We start from the raw sequence: 18095 nt of genomic DNA on the forward strand, positions 1-18095 counted from the left end.
AGTGGCGATAGTCGCCATAGCGACTATCGCCACTCACAGGAGGGCGTCGAGTTCGCGGAGTGCGCGCTCAGCGCCTTCTGCTATGCCCACCCCGCGGCCGTGCCGGACCTGCGGCTCGCGCACGTTGATCCGGACGAGTGCGCCGGTCGCGGCGCTGGCGAGCTCGGCCTCGCGGCGCACGGTGGGGACGGCGGTGCCCGCGCCGACCTCGACGACGACGAGGTCGCGCCGGTGAGCCCGTATCCACTCGTGCAGGCTCTTCAGACCCGGCCCGGAGTGCGACGGGTCCCAGGACCAGTCGCCGAACATCAGGATGTTGGGCCGGGCGAGCCCGCCGCACGCCGGGCACGAGGGCAGCGGCGCGCGCGCCCGCATCGACACCGGGTCCACGTCGACCTCGACGCCGTCGGCCGGCCAGACCGGATGGCCGCACCCCCGCAGGCACTGCAGGTGGTGGATCGAGCCGTGCACCTCGGCGACCTCGTCGAAACCGGCCCGCTGGAACTGCCCGTCGACGTTCGAGGTGAACACCCGCGTCGGCCGCCGATCCGCCCACCGGCGCAGCACCGCGAAGCCCTCGTGGGGCACCGTCGCGCGGTAGAGCGCGAGCCGGTGACCGTAGAAACCCCAGGCCAGATCGGGATCGTCGGCGAAGTGGACCGGGTCGGCGATCTCCTCGAACCGCAGCCCGAGAGCCTCGTACGGCGGGTAGGCCCGCCAGAAGCCCTCGGTGCCGCGGAAGTCCGGCAGCCCGGAGTCGACGCCCATCCCGGCACCGGCGCACACGAGCAGCGCCTCGGCCCCGCGGAGCAGCTCGGCGGCCTCGGCGATCTCCGGGTCTACGGTCGTCAAGCGCGGGTCAGAGCTCCACGACCTCGAACTCCAGCAGGTCCGCCCCGCTCGCGACCGGCTTGCCGCCCGCGTCGGGGGCGCGCTGCCCGGCGTGCGCCTCGACGGCCGGACCCGTGCGCCACGCCTCGAACGCCTCGTCGGACTCCCAGGTGGTGACGACGAAGTAGCGGTCGTCGCCCTTGACCGGGCGGAGCAGCTGGAAGCCGAGGAAGCCCGGCTGCCCGTCGACGGCGTGCTTGCGGTTCGCGAACCGCTTCTCGAGCTCGGGGCCCGCGCCCTCGGGGACGTGGATTGCGTTGATCTTCACGACGGCCATGCGCCCCACGTTAGCCTCACCGGTGATGGAGGGGCGGCGATCGGTGCGGACGTCCGACGGGACCTACCTCGCGGTCGTCGAGTTCGGGGGTGGGGGCCCGCCCGTCCTGCTGCTGCACGGGCTGATGGGCCGGGCCACGACCTGGTGGTCGGTGGCCCGCAGGCTCACCGACCACGGCCGCGTCCTCGGGCTCGACGCGCGCGGCCACGGCCGCTCGCAGGCCGCCGGCCCGTGGACCACCGACCGGATGGCCGACGACGCCGCGGACCTCCTCGAGCAGGCCGGCGCCGGACCGGCGGTGGTGATCGGGCACTCGATGGGCGGGCTGCACGCGCTGGCGCTCGCCGCCCGCCGTCCGGACCTCGTGCGCGGGGTTGTCGTCGAGGACATGGCGGTGGACCTCACCGGCCTGGCCGGGCGGCCGGTGGCCGACATGGCCGCGTGGTTCGGGGCGGTCCCGCAGCCCTTCGCCTGCCGCGAGGCCGTGCGGGAGGCCTTCGGGTACCCCCGCCGCGAGCTGGGCGACTACATGGCCGAGTGCGTGGAGGAACGGGCCGACGGGCTGCACCTGCTGACCCGGGTTCGCGACGCCCTGGAGATCGCCACAGGCTGGACGCGCGAGGCCCGGTGGGCCGATCTCGACGCCGTCGGCTGCCCGGTGCTGCTGGTCGAGGCGGAGGAGTCCGTCGCCCCGGCGGGCCAGATGGCGGCGATGGCGGAGCGGCTCGGGGCCGAGCACCACGTGCTGCCCGGAACGGGGCATCTGGTGCACGCCGACGAGAAGGCGTTCCTCGGCGTCGTGGAACCCTTTCTCACCCGATGTCGGTGAAGACCGGATCGGCGGCCACGCTGCGGTTTCGGCCGACCCCGTCCGGTCGGCCGTTCCGGGCCTTGCTCCGAACGGCGGTTCCTGAATTACGTACCTGGCGTTCCCGCGCTTTGTGATCCGCGTTCACCCAGGTCACGGTGAGATCGGTCGCCGAATGTGACCTTGGTGTGCCACATCGTCACCGGATTGCTGAGACGCACTCAGAAATGCCCTTGTGGGCCGCGACGGCGCTGTGCAAGCCTCTGGCCACTCCATTCGGGAGCCGCGAATCCGCCGGGGCGCAGGCGAATTCCGGGTACAACGTCGAGAGCTGCGCGCCGCCGGCCAACCCGCCGACGTGTCGCGGGGTCCCGGGTCGCCCGAGCCGGGACACCGGTGGGGGACGCGCCCGAGGTGTGGGGATGTACCAGGAGCGGAGAAGCGTCCTGGCCGCGGACGACCCGCCCGCGGCGGAACCGGAGCGGGCCGGGGGACCCGGGGCCCGGATCGACGAGCTGGTGGCGCCGGCCCGTCGAGGGGACGAGCGTGCGCTGACGGAGCTGCTCGAGCTGGTGCGGCCGCTCGTGCTGCGCTACTGCGAGAACCGGCTGCACGGGTCGGCGGTGTCGGCGGAGGACGTCACGCAGGAGGTCTGCATCGCCCTCCTGCGGTCGTTGCCCTCCTACCGGGACCGCGGACGGCCCTTCCTCGCGTTCGTGCACACGGTGGCGAGCCACCGGATCGCGAGCGCGTGCACCACGGCGGTGCGCACGCACGAGCGCGCGGTCGCCGAGCCGCCGGAGCCGGGCGACGGGTGCGAGCGCCGGGACCAGCCGGAGCTGAACGCCCTCGACCGGGCGGCCGCCGCCGAGGTCGACCGGCTGTTGCACCGGTTGCCCGGGCGGGCGCGCGAGATCCTGCTGTTGCGGGTGGTGTGGGGGCTGTCGGTGCGGGAGACCGCCGAGCACCTGGCGCTGAAACCGGAGTCGGTGCGGCTGAACCAGCACCGGGCCCTCCAGGCGATGCGCCGGATGCTCACCGGTGGCACGGTCTGGCAGCTACGGCCGGAAGCGGGCTGATCCGCACGATGACCCCCGACGGCGACGGCACCCCCGCCGGCCGCCGGCCCCTCGACGAGGAGCCGGCGGTGGGTGGGTGCTGCCCGCGCGCCCCGGAGCCGGTCGACCTCTCCGCCATCCTGGCCGACGACGCGCTGCTCGACGCCCTGGGCCGGCACGCGGTCCCCGACGACCGGATACGCGAGTGCTACGGCTCCGATCCGGTCCTGGACCTGCTGCTCGAGTGGCGCGGCGTCCGGCGGTCGGCCGAGGCACCGCCGCCCGAGGAGGACGAGGAGCCCGCCGCCGAGCCGGCCCTCGCCGCGGCGCGGCCGCCGGCCGAGGAGGTGCGCCGCGCGCGGCGGCTCCCGATTGCCGCCGCGGCGGCGCTGGTGGTCGGTTGCCTGCTCGGGGCGGGGCTGGGGCAGGGGCCCGGGACGCTCGCCGTCGGCTCGGCCGACGCCGCCCGCATGGTCGACGCGCGCCTCGACCGCGCCGCGGCGGAGCTGGCGCTCGGGGACCGCGACGGCGCCCGCATGCAGCTCGCGGGCGCGCGCCGGATGCTGCTCGGGGTCCGCACCGAGGACGGCCGCGACACGCTCCGTGCCCGGCACGAGTCCCTGGCGCGCGCGGCCACCGGCCCGAACGCGCTCGCCCCGCCGCCCGCGCAGCAGCACCCCGCCCAGCCCGACCGTGCCCCGGCCCGGGACGCCCAGGACGACGCCCCGCCCCCGAAGGCGCCGGGCCGGTCGACGCCCGCGTCCGTGGACCCGCAGCCGGGCCCGGACTCCGGGCGGCAGGACCGCGAGCAGCCGCGCCCGACCGGGAACGCGGACCGGCAGCGCCCCGGGCCGGGTGGGCGGCCGGTGACGTGGCACGCCGAACGCTCGAACCGCACCGAGGGTGGACGGGCCTCGAGCCGGCCGGCTCCGGAGGAGCGCCATGAGGTCCGCGCCACGCACCCCGCGCCCGCGCAGCCTGCGCCGCAGGAGCACCGCGACGCGGGTGGCACCGGGCGGGCCGACCCGCCACAGGGGCACCACGAGGCCCGCGGTACGGACCGGGCCGACGCGCCGCAGGAGCGTTCCGAGGTCCGCGACCGGTCCGACGTCGTGACGCGCACCCGCGCGTCGGCGCCGGACGCCCCGGACACGCGGCCCGGGAAGTCCGACGACGGGCTCCGCGAGAACTGGGACGATGCGCCGCCCGCGTCCGGCGGCCGGGCCAGGGAGTCGGACCGGGCGCGGACGGAGTCGTGGCAGAGGGACGCTGACCGGCACTCTCCCGGCGACCAGCCCTCCCGGAGCGATCGCGACGCCGTGGACCGGAGCGACGCGCGGAACCCGGCGCGCGGCGACGACTCCGCCGCCCGGACCGACCGGTCGCGTGACGACCGGTCCTCCCGGCCTTCCGACGAGCGGCGCCGGGCCTCGGACGGGGCCCGCGACCATCGCCGGGACACCGGGCGGACCGAGGCGACGGATCCCCGTCACGACGAGGGGAACACCTCGACGCAGCAGGAGCGGCGGCGGGCCGAGGGGCCCGGCGACCGGACGGCGCGGTCGGAGGGGGCGCGGAACCACCGGGAGGACGCGGGGCAGGAGCGTCGGGACCGGTCCGCCCGGGCGGCCAGCGAGACCCGCGCCGAGACCCGGTCCGGCTCGGCGGACCGCTCCCGGACCCGCTCCGAGACCGACAAGTACTCGAACTCCGACCGCTCGCACTCCGGGAAACACTCGAACCCGGCGGACCGCTCGAACACCGGGTACCGCTCCGAGTCGGGGGCGAGCGAGCAGCGGTCCGGCTCCGGGAACCGCGAACAGCGCGGTGACTCCGGCCGCGGCGGCACGGGCGACGCGGGCGGCGCGGGCTCCGGTGACTCCGCCGGCTCCCCGGACGAGCCTGCCGGCAACCCCGCCGCCCGCGAGGGCGGGCGGCGGGACCGGACGGACCCGGCCGCCGGGCCCGATCGCCGCGGGGTCGAGGGGCCCCGCGACGGTGCGGACCCGGCGGCAGGACCGGACGGCGAGGACGACCACACCATCTTGGTTGCTCCGTCCGAGTGATGTGGCTTGCGGTGTGCAACGCGCACCGGACCCGCACGGCTCTCCCTCGGCCCCCCCACCAGGGAGGGTGACATCCGATGTGGAGCGGGGCACGAGTCCAATGTGGACAAGCTCCACGAAGGAGGAGGAATCGAGATGGGCGATCACTGGGGTGGCGACGACCATCACCACGGTTGGGGTGGTGGCTGGGGCCACGACCACGACGACAACGACTGGGGTGGCTGGGGCCACTGGGGTGACAACTGTGACGATGACAACGGCTGGGGCAAGTGGGGTGACTGCGACGACTGACCGATGAGACGGCGGTGGTCCCGTTCCGGCGGGGCCACCGCTCCCGTCAGGGAGGAGGACCCCGTGCGTGACGTGCTGCGGTCGTTGCTGAGCCGGACGCCACCCGACGAGGTCGGGTTGGTCGACGCCGCGCCGCCCGTCGCCGTGCGGGAGATCTTCCGCCGCTTCGGGCCGGACGCGCGGCCCTTCTACGGCCGGCTCGCCGTCGTGCTGGTCCTGGTCGTCGTGGCCCCGTTCGTCGACGCCGCAATCGTGTGGCTGTTCAAGCTCCTGGTCGACGACGTCCTCGCGCCCCGCGACTTCGCCGCGTTCCCCCGGCTCGCGGCCTACTACGTCGGCCTCACGCTCGCGCTGGGGCTGCTGCGCGTCTGGTCGACCTACCTCACCGCCTACATCGGCGAGCACTTCCTGCACCGGCTGCGGGTGCGGGTGTTCGCGCACGTCCAGACGCTCTCGCTCGGCTTCTTCGACCGCCGCCGGCTCGGCGACACGCTCAGCAGGCTCACCGGCGACATCTCCCAGATCGAGGGCCTGGTGCTTTCCGGTGTGACGCGCCTGGTGTCGTCGGGCGTCACGATCGCCGTCTTCACCGGCGTGCTGTTCTACCTGAACTGGCAGCTCGCGCTGGTCGCGCTCGCGGCGGTGCCGTTCTTCGGCCTCGTGGCGAAGTGGTTCTCGAAGCGGATCCGGCACTCCTCGCGCCAGGTTCGGCAGTGGTCGGGCGGGATCAGCGCGGTCACCGAGGAGAGCCTCGGCAACGCGATGCTGATCCAGGCGTACGGCGGCGAGGCCCACGAGGTGCGCCGGTTCACCCGGCAGAGCCGCGGGGCGATCGAGGCGGTCCTGCGCACGACCCGGCTCCGCGCGTTCTTCTCGCCGTCCGTGCAGATGATCGAGGTCCTCGGCGTCATGGCGATCATGGGGGTCGGGATCTGGCAGCTCGCCGCGGACCGGATCACGCTCGGTGGCCTGCTCGCGTTCCTGATCTACCTGTCCCAGCTCTACTCGCCGGTGCGCGGCCTGGGGTCCTACTCGAACTCGGTGTACGCGGCCGCCGCCTCGGCCGAGCGGATCATCGAGCTGCTCGACCAGCGCACCTCGGTCCCGGCCCCGGCGCACCCGGTGCGGCTGGCGCCCCCGGGTCCGGGCCCGACCCCGGTCCACCGGGTCCGCGGCGAGCTGCGGCTGGAGGAGGTCGGCTTCCGCTACCCGGAGAAGAGCGTCGACGTGCTCGACGACCTGTCCGTCACGGTGCCCGTCGGCGGAACGACGGCCCTGGTCGGGGCGAGCGGTGCGGGCAAGACCACGCTGGTCAAGCTGCTCCTGCGGTTCTACGACCCGACCCGCGGCCGGATCCTGCTCGACGGACGGGACCTGCGCGACCTCGAGCCCGCGGACCTGCGCGCGAACGTCGCGGTCGTGCTGCAGGAGACCCTGCTGCTCGACGGCACCATCGCCGAGAACATCCTGGCCGGGCGGCCGGACGCGACCCGGGAGGACCTGGAGCGCGCGGCCCGCGCCGCCGATGTCGACGACTTCGTCGACGCCCTACCGGAGGGTTACGACACCCGCGTCGGCCAGCGCGGCCGGCTGCTCTCCGGCGGCCAGCGGCAGCGCATCGCGGTGGCGCGCGCCATGATCCGCAACGCGCCCGTGCTGCTCCTCGACGAGCCGACGACGAGCCTCGACGCCGAGTCGGCCGAGCGCGTGCTCGGTCCGATGCGGCGGTTGATGACCGGTCGCACCACGATCGTCATCTCGCACAACCTGCTCACGGTCACCGACGCCGACCAGATCCTCTACCTCGAGGGCGGCCGGGTGACCGAGGCCGGGACCCACGCGGAGCTGCTCGCCCGGGACCGGCGCTACGCCCAGCTCTACCGGCTGCACCACGACACGGCACCGGTGCCGGTCGACCTCGCGGCCCGGAGGGCCGCCGGTCCCGGCCCGCGCGAGAGGAAGGCGGCACGATGAGGATCGTCTGCATCGGCGGCGGGCCCGCCGCGCTCTACTTCGCGATCTCGGCCAAGCGGCGCGACGCCGCGCACGAGATCACCGTGCTGGAGAAGGACCCGCGCGGCGCCACGTACGGCTGGGGTGTGGTCTGTCACGACGGCCTGCTGGACCGGCTGTACCGCAACGACCGCGAGTCCGCCCGCGCGATCCGCGCCCGCTCCCACCTGTGGCAGGAGCAGGAGGTGCACCTTCGCGGCGAGGAGGTCGGCTACCTGCCCGGGTACGGGTTCAGCGTCCCGCGCGCGGGGCTGCTGGAGGTGCTGGCGAACCGGGCGGCCGACCTCGGCGTCGAGGTCCGGTACGAGAGCCCGGTGCCGGCGCCGGCCCTCGCCGACGGCACGTTCGAGAGCGGCGAGCTGGCCGCGGACCTGGTCGTGGTGGCGGACGGGGCGCGCAGCCGGGTCCGCGAACATGTGGCGGACGACTTCGGAACGGCCCTCGCGACCGGGCGCAACCCGTACATCTGGCTCGGCACCGAGAAGGTCTTCACCAGCTTCACCTTCGCGTTCGAGGAGACGCACGCCGGCTGGATCTGGTGCTACGGCTACCCGACCAGTGCGGGCGTGAGCACGTTCATCGTCGAGTGCTCGCCGGAGACCTTCACCGGCCTCGGCCTGGACACGTTGCCGCACGAGGACGGCATCGCCCTGCTGGAGAAGGTCTTCGCGCACACGCTCGACGGGCAGGCACTGATCAGCAGCTCGCGCGGGCGGCCGTCGCCCTGGCTGCGCTTCCTGGAGGTGCGCAACGAGACCTGGCGGCATGCGAACGTCGTGCTGCTCGGCGACGCGGCGCACACCACGCACTTCACCATGGGCCAGGGCACCCGGTTCGCGATGACCGACTCGATGATGCTCGCGCAGGCGCTGTACGAGCAGCCGTCGCTGTCCGCGGCGCTGGGCTGGTTCGACCGGAAGGGCCGGGAGGCGCTGCGCACGGCCCAGGCGGCCGCGCGGACCGGTGCGGCCTGGTTCGAGCACGTCGACCGGTACCTCGACCGCGACGCGGTGGAGTTCGCCTTCTCGTTGTCGCACCGGCAGGGTCTGCAACGGCCCTGGCGCTACCAGTGGCACATGGCGACCCAGCTGACCGCGGTGCGCAAGGGCCGCCGGCTGGCCCACACCGGTCAGCGCTGGTGGCGGGCCCGAAAGCGCGGCGAACAGCCCTTCGTGCCGCGCGGCCTGCTGCACGCCGGGTGATCGGGCGCCGGCCGGTCAGGCGAACAGGGGCTCGCTCGACCCGTCCCGGGTGTCGGCGATCTCCACACCCTCGATCCCGGCCCGGACCGGGCGGACGGGGTGCAGGATCGCGAACGCGTCGGCCGGCCGCTCGTGCGCCAGCACGACGTGCGGGAGCCACGCGCCCGGCAGGTAGGAGCCGAAGGGCGAGCGCACCTTGCCGGCCAGCGCGTCGTGCACCGCGCTGTGTACCGCGAGCAGCTCGGTGTCGACGATGGCGGAGAGCACCAGGTCGTCGTCGTGCCCGGCGACCGAGCCCAGGGTCGGCAGCCAGAGCGAGGGCAGGCTGAGCCCGCGCAGGGCCTCCGTGAGCTCGACGCGGGCGACGGCCGGGATCTGCGCGGCGGCGGCGAAGGTGAGGGTCGGGATCTCGTGCGGGACGCGGAGGCCCTCGGCGCGGAGCCGGTCGCGGAGCTCCACCACGCGCTCCTCGGCGGCCATGTCGAGCCGGAAGCGGACGATCTGCGCCATCGAGCTCCTCGTACCCAGGGACCTTCGGGCGGTCAGTCTGTCGTATGCGCGGCCGTGCCGCCCAGCGCGAAGCGGCCGTCCGCGGTCTGTTCGGCCAGGCCGTCCACCAGCAGGGAGTCCAGACAGCGGTCCCGCTGCGGCCCGTCGGCCCAGACGGCGTCGAGCGCGGCCTTGGGCACCGGGTGCTCGGCGGCACGCAGCACGTCCATCAGTCTGCCGCGCACCTGGCGGTCCGTGCCCGCGTAGCCCTGGACCGGACGGCGGGGCCCGGTGTACTCCGGCCGGCCGGCCGCCACCCACGCGCACTCGACCTGGACCGGGCACGCCGGGCACCGCGGCGACCGGGCCGTGCACACCACGGCGCCCAGCTCCATCAGGGCGGCGGAGACGACCGCGGCCTCGGCGTCCTCCCCGGGCAGGAGGGCGTCGACGTCGGCCAGGTCGGCTCTGGTGCGGGCCGGGCCGGCGTCGCCCGCCCCGTGGACGGCCCGGGCGACCACCCGGCGGACGTTCGTGTCGACGACCGGGGCCCGCAGCCCGTACCCGAAGGCGGCGACCGCGCGGGCGGTGTAGCTGCCGACACCGGGCAGGGCCTCCAGCGCCGCGACGTCCGACGGCACCCGGTCGCCGTGCTCGGTCGCGATGGCCTGGGCGGCGGCGTGCAGCCGCATCGCCCGGCGCGGGTAGCCGAGCTTCCCCCAGGCCCGGACGACCTCGGCGCGGGACTCGGCGGCGAGCGCCGAGGGCACCGGCCACTGCTCCATCCACCGCAGCCACACGGGCTCGACGCGCGACACCGGCGTCTGCTGCAGCATGAACTCGCTGACCAGGACGCCCCAGGGCGTGGTGCCGGGGCGCCGCCAGGGCAGGTCGCGGGCGTGCGCCCGGAACCACTCCGCAGTGCGCGCGCCGAGCCCGGCCGGGACGGGGCGGTGCAGGACGGAGGTCACGCCGCGATCGTCGCACCGCCGGTCCGGGGGCCGCGCGACCGGGTGGGTGATCGCCCGATACGGTCCCCCACACCGGTGGAACGGGCGCGCCGCGCCGCGCGAGATCCAGCGACGTGTAGTAATCACGCATCTACTCTGCGTGACATGTGGGAGCCGGTAGGACCGCTGCCCGCGCACGTCTACTGGAAACGGCGCTGGCTGGCGCTCGTGTCCGTCATCGCGTTCTTCGTCGTGATCGGCTTCTCCGTCGCCGCGCTCACCCGTCCGACCCCGAGCCCCGGCCCCACCGACGAGGCCACCAGCCGCGCGGCCAACAGCTCCGCGCTCCCGTCCGGCTCCTCGGTCGCCTCCGTCGCCCCGTCGACCGGCGCCACCACCGACCCGACGACCGGGACGCCGTCGGCCGAGCCCGGCACCTCCGCCGACGCCCCGCTGTCGGCGACCGGGGTGCCGATCGGCACCTCCGTCCCGGGCACGACGACCTCGGGCGGGACCTCCCCGGGCGCCTCGGCCGAGGGCGGCCCGGCGAGCACGACGGACGAGTCGAAGCGTCCCGACGACACCCCGCGCGCCTCGGTGCCGGTACCGCCGACCGAGCCCGCGCCCCCGACCGGCCCGCCGCCGTGCACCAACGACATGATCGCGGTCGGGGCGGAGATCGACGCGCCGCAGCACAAGGTCGGCGACCGCCCCGAGCTGCGCCTGACCGTGGTCAACATCAGCAACCAGGCCTGCGTCCGCGACCTCGACGGCGCCCTGCAGGAGATCGTCGTCTGGGACCGCCCGATCAAGACCCGGCTGTGGTCGAGCAACGACTGCGTGAACCCGTCCACCCAGGACCTGCGGACCCTCGTGCCCGGCCAGCCCGTGGCCTTCGAGGTGACGTGGTCGGGGCTGTCGTCGAACCCGGGCTGCACGGCCGCGCGGACCCGGCTGCCGGCCGGCGACTACACGCTGCTGACCCGGGTCGCCGACAAGATCAGCGGCCCGACCCACTTCACGCTGACGCCCGCCTGATCCGCGCCAGCACCTGCGACACGTCCGAGACCTCGGTGACCTTCATGCCGGTCCCGCTGCCCGCATCGCTGTCCGGCGGCACCAGGGCGTGGGTGAAGCCGAGCCGGGCGGCCTCGGCCAGCCGCCGGCGCACCCCGGAGACCCGGCGCACCTCGCCGGCCAGGCCCAGCTCGCCGAGCACCACGAGGTCCGGCGGGAGGGCGACGTCGTTCTTCGCGGAGGCCACGGCCATGGCCAGGGCGAGGTCCGCCGCAGGCTCGGTGACCTTCATCCCGCCGACCGTGGCGGTGTAGACCTCGGAGTCCTGCAGCCGCACCCGGCCGCGCCGTTCGAGGATCGCCAGCAGCATCGCCACCCGCGAGCTGTCCAGCCCGCTCACGGCCCGCCGCGGCGTGGGCATCGACGACGACGCGACCAGCGCCTGGACCTCGGCCAGCAGCGGGCGCCGCCCGTCCATGACGACGGTGACCGCGGTCCCCGGCACCACCGACGCCTGGGTGGCGCCGAAGCGGGCCAGGAAGAGCCCGGAGGGGTCCGGCAGCCCGACGATGCCCTCGTCCCGCAGCTCGAAGCAGCCGACCTCGTCCGCGGGCCCGAAGCGGTTCTTCACCCCGCGGACCATCCGCAGCGTGGAGTGCTTGTCGCCCTCGAACGCCAGCACCACGTCGACCAGGTGCTCGAGCACCCGGGGGCCGGCGATGTTGCCGTCCTTCGTGACGTGCCCGACGAGCAGCACGGGCAGCCCGCGCTCCTTGGCCAGCGCGGTGAGCGCCACGGTGACCGCCCGGGTCTGCGTGACGCCGCCGGGCGAGCCGTCGACCTCCGGCGAGGTCATGGTCTGCACGGAGTCGACGATCAGCAGGTCGGGCCGCAGGGCGTCGACGTGCCCGAGGATCGACGAGAGATCGGACTCGGCGGCCAGGAACAGCCGCTCGTGCAGGGCGCCGGTGCGCTCGGCCCGCAGCCGGACCTGGCCCGCGGACTCCTCGCCGGTGACGTAGAGGACCGAGCCGCCGCGCAGGGAGGCCGCGGCCTTCGCCGCCACCTCGAGCAGGAGCGTGGACTTGCCGACGCCCGGCTCGCCGGCGAGCAGCACCACCGCGCCGGGCACCAGCCCGCCGCCCAGGACGCGGTCCAGCTCGTCGACCCCGGAGGGCCGGGCCCGCGCGGAGTCGAGGGCGACCTCGGCGATCGGGCGGGCGGGGGTGCTCGGCGCCCCCGCCGCGACCCGGCGCAGACCGCCGCCGGCGGCCGCGGCCCGGGCGGGCTCGGCCTGCTCGGTCAGCGTGCCCCAGGCCTGGCAGCCGGGGCAGCGCCCGACCCACTGCGCGGCGCGGTGGCCGCACTCGCTGCAGGCGTACGAGCTGCGGGCGGCGCGCGTCCTCGTGGTCATCGGTGGTCAGCGCGCGCCACGGAGCCGGGCGCTCAGTGGCCGCCCTCGGCGGCACCCTCGGCCGGCGCCTCGTCCTGCCGCGGCGTGGTCGGGTTCGCCACCGGCAGGTCGACGGTCAGCCGGCCGGCCTTCTCGAAGACCAGGGTGAGCGGGTAGGTGCGCCCGGCCACGACGTCGTCCCGCAGGCCGGCGATCTCCACGGTGATCCGCTTGGCGCCCGGGATCGCGGCCACGTCCCCCTCGTCGCCCGCGACGAGCGGCAGCTGCGGGGCGAGGACCTGCTCGCCGGTGACGACGACCTGGGTGCCGGCCTCGCTCGAGGCGGAGACGAGCCGGTCGGCCGCCCCGCCGTCGTTCACGATGATCATCTCGACGAGGGCCTGGCCGCCCTTCTGGTAGACCGCCCCGGTCGGCGCCAGGCCGGTGGGCCAGGCGATCTCGGCGTTGCGGACGGCCACGTCGCCCACCACGCCGCCGGTGCCGCCGACGGCGGCGACCTGCTCGGCGGTCTGGGCGACCTGGCCCGCACCGCAGCCGGACAGCAGGAGGGCGCCCGCGGCGGCCGTGCCGGCGGCCAGGACCTTCCACGCGCCCGGGCGCGTTGCGGAGCGTCGGGGGGAGGTCGCGCGGCTCACGGTTCGGGTGTCCTTCCTGACGGCCGGTCGTGCGGGTGCAGCGTAGTCGCCGGGTCCGACAGTCCGTGCACTCGGCTCTCCCGGGTTGCTCCCGTGTACCCCCGCGTACCCGCGTCTGCACGTTTTACGCCCGTTGTCAACCCCGTGACCTGCGACGATGTCCCCTCCCGTCGCACGGGGGGCGGGTCGGGCGTGTTAACCTGGGTGCAGCGAAAGGGGCCAGAGGACACATGGTTTTCAAGGTCGGAGAGACCGTCGTCTACCCGCACCACGGTGCCGCTCTCATCGAGGCGATCGAGACCAGGACGATCAAGGGCGAGGAGCGCAAGTACCTCGTCCTGAAGGTCGCCCAGGGTGACCTGACGGTTCGCGTTCCCGCCGAGAACGCAGAGGTCGTGGGCGTTCGCGATGTCGTGGGCCAGGAGGGGCTGGACCGGGTGTTCGAGGTGCTGCGCACCCCGCACACCGAGGAGCCCACCAACTGGTCGCGCCGGTACAAGGCGAACCTGGAGAAGCTCGCGTCGGGCGACGTGAACAAGGTGGCCGAGGTCGTCCGCGACCTCTGGCGCCGCGAGAAGGACCGCGGCCTGTCCGCCGGCGAGAAGCGGATGCTGGCCAAGGCCCGGCAGATCCTCGTCAGCGAGCTCGCGCTGGCCGAGGGGACGGACGAGGAGCGGGCCGAGGCCCTGCTCGACGAGGTGCTGGCGACCACCAACGCCTGACCCGCCCCGCGATCGGCACGGTACGGCCCCATGGCGTCCTCGGCACGGCCCGCGCACCCGTGGGCGCCGCGGTGAGCGTCGCCGCGGTCGTGCCCGCGGCCGGTTCGGGCACCCGTCTCGGCGCGGGTGCGCCCAAGGCCTTCGTGCCGCTGGGCGGTGTGCCGATCGTGGTCCGGGCCGTCGACGGGCTGCTGGCCTCCGGCGCGGTCGACGAGGTGCTGGTCGCCGTGCCGGCCGACCTGCTCGACCACGCGCGGGCACTGCTGGCCGGCCGCCCCGTCACCGTCCTGGTGGGGGGCGGCGCGCGCACGGCGTCGGTGCGCCTCGCGCTCGACGTGCTGTCCGGTCCCCACGGCTGTGAACGACCGGGGGGACCCGCAGGTGACGGGCCTCCCGAGGTCGTGCTGGTGCACGACGCCGCCCGCCCGCTGACCCCGCCCGCGCTGGTCGCGGCCGTGGTGGCGGAGGTGCGGGCCGGTCACCCCGCGGTCGTACCCGCTCTCCCGCTGGCCGACACGGTCAAGCGGGTGGGGGTCGCCGCGGCGGTGGAGGCCACGGTCGACCGGTCCGAGCTGCGGGCCGCCCAGACCCCGCAGGGCTTCGCCTGGGAGACGCTGCGGGCGGCCTACGGGAAGTCCGGTGTGGACGCCGTCGCCACGGACGACGCCGGCCTGGTCGAGCGGCTGGGCGCGCCGGTCGTCACGGTGCCGGGCGATCCCGCGGCGTTCAAGGTCACCACGCCCTGGGACCTGCGGATCGCCGAGCTGCTGCTGGAGGAGAAGGCGTGAGGACCGGGATCGGCACGGACGTGCACCCCGTCGAGCCCGGGCGGCCGTGCTGGATCGCCGGGCTGTGGTGGGAGGGCGTCGACGGCTGCGCCGGCCACTCGGACGGCGACGTCGCGTGCCACGCCCTCTGCGACGCCCTGCTCTCCGCCGCCGGCCTCGGCGACCTCGGCGCGGTGTTCGGCACCGGCCGGCCCGAGTGGTCGGGCGCGAGCGGCGTCGCGCTGCTCGCCGAGGTCCACCGGTTGCTCACCGCCGAGGGCTGGCGGGTCGGCAACGCGGCCGTGCAGGTGATCGGCAACCACCCCAAGATCGGCACGCGCCGGGACGAGGCGCAGAAGGTCCTGTCCTCGGTCGTCGGAGGGCCGGTCTCGGTCTCCGGCACCACCACGGACGGGCTGGGGCTGACCGGCCGCGGCGAGGGCATCGCCGCGATCGCGACCGCCCTCCTCCTCCCCGCCACGGACTGAGCGAGCGGCACTCCCGCTCACACCTGGTGAGCGACAGCGCCGTTCGCTCGCGCGGTCACTCGGCGAACATCGCCTTCGTCCGCTCCTCGACCTCCTCGGGGGTCAGGTCCTCGGTCTTCTGGGCGACCATCCACTGGTGGCCGAAGGGGTCGGTGAGCCGGCCGCCGCGCTCGCCGTAGGGCTGGTCGGCCACCGGGAACCGGACCTCGGATCCGCCGGCCAGCATCGCCTCGGCCACGGCGTCGGCGTCGTCGACGTAGAGGGCGAGGATCGCCGGGCCGCCGCCGTCGGGCGGGGCCGGGTCGTACTGGTCGCCGTCCTTGACCGCCCAGTGCACCGGGCCGGCCCGCAGCAACGCGTGCACGACGGCCCCGTCGGGCGTCGCGTACCGCTCGACGAGCTCGGCGCCGAACGCCGCGCGGTAGAAGGCGATCGCCGCGTCGGCGCCCCGGACGGGCAGACGGGGGTACAGCTGCTCGATGCGTGTCATGCCGTCCAGCGTGCCGGGACGGCCGTCCGGCGTCTTGGAGAAATGTGATGCAGCCCTGCCGCACCTCCCGGACCAGGGCGTCCGTACCCTGGTATGGGTGAGCGTCCGACTCTTCGACACCCTGACCAGGAAGCAGCGTGACTTCGTCCCGCTGCGGGCCGGAGCCGTGTCGATGTACGTCTGTGGCGCCACGGTGCAGGGACTGCCCCACATCGGGCACGTCCGCAGCTCGCTGAACTACGACGTGCTGCGGCGGTGGCTCGCCCATTCCGAGCCCGGTCGCGAGGGGCTGGACGTCACGCTCGTCCGGAACGTCACCGACATCGACGACAAGATCCTGCGCAAGGCGGCCGAGGCCGGCCGGCCCTGGTGGGAATGGGGCGCCACGCACGAGCGGGCCTTCGCCGCGGCGTACGACGCGTTGGGCTGCCTGCCGGCGTCGCTGGAGCCGCGCGCGACCGGGCACGTCACGCAGATGGTCGGGTACATCGAGCGGCTGATCGAGGGCGGGCACGCCTACGCCGCGGGCGGGGACGTCTACTTCGCCGTCCGCACCTTCCCGGACTACGGGCGGCTGTCGGGCCAGAAGGTCGACGACGTCGCGCAGGGCGAGGGCGAGCAGAACGCCAAGCGGGACCCGCTGGACTTCACGCTGTGGAAGGCCGCCAAGCCGGGCGAACCGTCGTGGCCCACGCCGTGGGGCGCGGGCCGGCCGGGCTGGCACCTCGAGTGCTCGGCCATGGCCACGACCTACCTCGGCCCGGAGTTCGACCTGCACGGCGGCGGGCTCGACCTGGTGTTCCCGCACCACGAGAACGAGCGCGCCCAGTCCTGCGCGGCCGGGGACCCGTTCGCGCGGTACTGGCTGCACAACGCGTGGGTCACCATGGGCGGCGAGAAGATGTCGAAGTCGCTCGGCAACACGCTGTCGATCGACGCGCTGCTGCAGCGGGTCCGCGGCGTCGAGCTGCGGTACTACCTCGTCGGCCCGCACTACCGGTCGGCGATCGAGTACTCCGACGCGGCGCTGTCCGAGGCGGTCGCGGCGTTCCGGCGGATCGAGTCCTTCCTGCACCGCGTCGGCGAGCGGGCCGGTGCGCCGGGCGTCGCCGACCGGGTGCCGGCGGAGTTCGCCGCCGCGCTCGACGACGACCTGGGCACGCCCGGCGGCCTCGCCGTGTTGCACACCACGGTCCGCGAGGGAAACGCCGCGCTCGACGCAGGCGACAGGAAGACGGCGACCGCGGCGGCCGAGTCCGTCCGCGCGATGGCCGCGGTGCTCGGCGTCGACCCGCTCGACGCGCACTGGCGTTCCGGCGACCGGGGCGACGAGGCCGCGCTCGGTGCGCTGTCCTCGCTCGTGGAGGAGCTGCTGGAGCGCCGTCAGTCCGCCCGCAAGGCGAAGGACTTCGCCGAGGCGGACGCGCTGCGCGACCGGCTGCTCGCCGCGGGCATCGCCGTCGAGGACGGCGCCGACGGCCCCACGTGGTCGCTCAAGAACGCCTGAATCAAGAGACAGGGATCATGGCCGGCAACTCCAAGCGCCGCGGTGCGGTGCGCAAGGAAGGCACGAAGAAGGGCGCCGTCGTCGGCTCCGGGGGCCAGCGCCGCCGCGGGCTCGAGGGCAAGGGCCCGACGCCGCCCGCGTCCGCGCGCAAGGGGCACCCGGCCCAGCGCCGGACGGCGGCGAAGGACCGCCGCGCCGCCGCGGGCACCCGCGGCCGCCGCCCCCAGGACGGCGACGTCCCCGAGACCGTGCTCGGGCGCAACCCCGTGCTGGAGTGCCTGCGCGCCGGGGTCCCGGCCACGGCGCTGCGGGTGGTCGTCGGGGCGACGTCGGACGAGCGGGTCGCCGAGTCGGTGCACCTCGCCGCCGACCTCGGGCTGTCGATCCTCGAGGTCGAGCGCACCGAGCTGGACCGGATCTCCGGCGGCGCGCTGCACCAGGGCGTCGCGCTGCAGATCCCGCCCTACGAGTACGCGCACCCGGACGAGCTGCTCGAGGCGGCGTCGGAGTCCGGGCAGCCGGCGCTGATCGTCGCGCTCGACGGCGTCACGGACCCGCGCAACCTGGGCGCGGTCGTGCGGTCGGTGAGCGCGTTCGGCGGGCACGGCGTGGTCGTGCCGCAGCGCCGTTCGGCGGGCATGACGGCGGTGGCCTGGCGGACCTCGGCGGGCACCGCCGCGCGGCTGCCGGTCGCCCGCGCCACCAACCTCACCCGCACGCTGCGCGAGTACGCGCAGACCGGGCTGATGGTGGCGGGGCTCGACGCCGAGGGGGACGTCTCGCTCGACGAGTTCGACCTGGCCACGGACCCGCTGGTGATCGTGACCGGCTCGGAGGGCAAGGGCCTCTCCCGGCTCGTGCGTGAGTCCTGCGACGTCACGGTCTCGATCCCGATGGCCGGCGAGGTCGAGTCGCTGAACGCCTCGGTCGCCGCCGGGGTGGTGCTGGCCGAGGTCGCGCGGCGGCGCCGCCTGGGCTGAGGCCCGGGCCGCTCCGCGCTGTGCGCGGCC

19 protein-coding genes are annotated in these 18095 nt (G+C 75.1%); 12 read left to right on the forward strand and 7 right to left on the reverse strand.

Annotated elements, in window-relative coordinates:
* Positions 1-33 precede the first annotated feature (33 nt).
* Positions 34-852 carry an SIR2 family NAD-dependent protein deacylase gene (locus PKE99_RS15270; RefSeq protein ID WP_037045256.1) on the reverse strand — a complete coding sequence of 273 codons (819 nt, stop codon included), beginning with the start codon at positions 850-852 and terminating at the stop codon, positions 34-36.
* Positions 853-859: 7 nt separating this feature from the next.
* The gene (locus PKE99_RS15275) at positions 860-1168 is read right to left on the reverse strand and encodes an antibiotic biosynthesis monooxygenase family protein (RefSeq protein ID WP_037045259.1); all 309 of its coding nucleotides are present in this window, start codon (positions 1166-1168) and stop codon (positions 860-862) included.
* A 25-nt stretch (positions 1169-1193) separates the two neighbouring features.
* On the opposite strand from PKE99_RS15275, the gene PKE99_RS15280 reads away from it, so the two are divergent.
* The 6 genes from PKE99_RS15280 to PKE99_RS15305 all read left to right on the forward strand — a co-directional run bounded on the left by PKE99_RS15280 (position 1194) and on the right by PKE99_RS15305 (position 8606).
* Positions 1194-1997, forward strand: a complete 804-nt coding sequence (locus PKE99_RS15280) for an alpha/beta fold hydrolase (protein ID WP_051737351.1) — start codon at positions 1194-1196, stop codon at positions 1995-1997.
* A gap of 401 nt (positions 1998-2398) precedes the next feature.
* On the forward strand, positions 2399-3055 hold the full coding sequence (locus PKE99_RS15285; protein ID WP_081924096.1) for a sigma-70 family RNA polymerase sigma factor: 657 nt from the start codon (positions 2399-2401) through the stop codon (positions 3053-3055).
* Between the two features lie 8 nt (positions 3056-3063).
* Positions 3064-5100, forward strand: a complete 2037-nt coding sequence (locus PKE99_RS15290) for a hypothetical protein (RefSeq protein WP_037045261.1) — start codon at positions 3064-3066, stop codon at positions 5098-5100.
* Between the two features lie 102 nt (positions 5101-5202).
* Positions 5203-5391, forward strand: a complete 189-nt coding sequence (locus PKE99_RS15295) for a hypothetical protein (RefSeq protein WP_156067548.1) — start codon at positions 5203-5205, stop codon at positions 5389-5391.
* Positions 5392-5454: 63 nt separating this feature from the next.
* Positions 5455-7365 carry an ABC transporter ATP-binding protein gene (locus PKE99_RS15300; RefSeq protein ID WP_231498191.1) on the forward strand — a complete coding sequence of 637 codons (1911 nt, stop codon included), beginning with the start codon at positions 5455-5457 and terminating at the stop codon, positions 7363-7365.
* Complete coding sequence (locus tag PKE99_RS15305) at positions 7362-8606, forward strand: FAD-dependent monooxygenase (RefSeq protein WP_037045262.1); 1245 nt, start codon at positions 7362-7364, stop codon at positions 8604-8606. Before PKE99_RS15300 ends, PKE99_RS15305 begins: the two co-directional genes overlap by 4 nt.
* 15 nt (positions 8607-8621) lie before the next feature.
* Here the strand turns inward: PKE99_RS15305 and PKE99_RS15310 are convergent, their stop codons facing one another.
* On the reverse strand, positions 8622-9116 hold the full coding sequence (locus PKE99_RS15310) for a hypothetical protein (RefSeq protein WP_037045263.1): 495 nt from the start codon (positions 9114-9116) through the stop codon (positions 8622-8624).
* A gap of 32 nt (positions 9117-9148) precedes the next feature.
* On the reverse strand, positions 9149-10066 hold the full coding sequence (locus tag PKE99_RS15315; protein ID WP_269322982.1) for an HhH-GPD family protein: 918 nt from the start codon (positions 10064-10066) through the stop codon (positions 9149-9151).
* A gap of 144 nt (positions 10067-10210) precedes the next feature.
* On the opposite strand from PKE99_RS15315, the gene PKE99_RS15320 reads away from it, so the two are divergent.
* A complete protein-coding gene (locus PKE99_RS15320) occupies positions 10211-11083 on the forward strand; it encodes a hypothetical protein (protein WP_156067550.1) in 873 nt (290 codons plus the stop codon).
* Here the strand turns inward: PKE99_RS15320 and radA are convergent.
* The gene (gene radA, locus PKE99_RS15325; RefSeq protein WP_037045266.1) at positions 11064-12476 is read right to left on the reverse strand and encodes a DNA repair protein RadA; all 1413 of its coding nucleotides are present in this window, start codon (positions 12474-12476) and stop codon (positions 11064-11066) included. The two genes, PKE99_RS15320 and radA, sit on opposite strands and share 20 nt — an antisense overlap.
* A 32-nt stretch (positions 12477-12508) precedes the next feature.
* Complete coding sequence (locus tag PKE99_RS15330) at positions 12509-13111, reverse strand: copper chaperone PCu(A)C domain-containing protein (RefSeq protein WP_051737353.1); 603 nt, start codon at positions 13109-13111, stop codon at positions 12509-12511.
* A gap of 230 nt (positions 13112-13341) precedes the next feature.
* Between PKE99_RS15330 and PKE99_RS15335 the strand changes: the two genes are divergently transcribed.
* The 3 genes from PKE99_RS15335 to ispF all read left to right on the forward strand — a co-directional run bounded on the left by PKE99_RS15335 (position 13342) and on the right by ispF (position 15088).
* A complete protein-coding gene (locus tag PKE99_RS15335) occupies positions 13342-13833 on the forward strand; it encodes a CarD family transcriptional regulator (protein WP_037045267.1) in 492 nt (163 codons plus the stop codon).
* A gap of 71 nt (positions 13834-13904) precedes the next feature.
* Positions 13905-14621, forward strand: a complete 717-nt coding sequence (gene ispD, locus PKE99_RS15340; protein ID WP_037045427.1) for a 2-C-methyl-D-erythritol 4-phosphate cytidylyltransferase — start codon at positions 13905-13907, stop codon at positions 14619-14621.
* On the forward strand, positions 14618-15088 hold the full coding sequence (gene ispF, locus PKE99_RS15345; RefSeq protein ID WP_037045268.1) for a 2-C-methyl-D-erythritol 2,4-cyclodiphosphate synthase: 471 nt from the start codon (positions 14618-14620) through the stop codon (positions 15086-15088). Before ispD ends, ispF begins: the two co-directional genes overlap by 4 nt.
* Before the next feature lie 55 nt (positions 15089-15143).
* On the opposite strand, the gene PKE99_RS15350 is transcribed toward ispF, so the two are convergent.
* Complete coding sequence (locus PKE99_RS15350; RefSeq protein ID WP_037045270.1) at positions 15144-15578, reverse strand: VOC family protein; 435 nt, start codon at positions 15576-15578, stop codon at positions 15144-15146.
* Positions 15579-15675: 97 nt separating this feature from the next.
* Between PKE99_RS15350 and cysS the strand changes: the two genes are divergently transcribed.
* Both cysS and rlmB read left to right on the forward strand, forming a co-directional pair.
* Complete coding sequence (gene cysS / locus PKE99_RS15355; protein ID WP_037045273.1) at positions 15676-17085, forward strand: cysteine--tRNA ligase; 1410 nt, start codon at positions 15676-15678, stop codon at positions 17083-17085.
* 17 nt (positions 17086-17102) lie between these two features.
* On the forward strand, positions 17103-18065 hold the full coding sequence (rlmB, locus tag PKE99_RS15360) for a 23S rRNA (guanosine(2251)-2'-O)-methyltransferase RlmB (RefSeq protein ID WP_037045275.1): 963 nt from the start codon (positions 17103-17105) through the stop codon (positions 18063-18065).
* Positions 18066-18095: the final 30 nt, after the last annotated feature.

It is taken from the genome of Pseudonocardia halophobica (assembly GCF_027922425.1).
GTDB lineage: Bacteria > Actinomycetota > Actinomycetes > Mycobacteriales > Pseudonocardiaceae > Pseudonocardia > Pseudonocardia halophobica.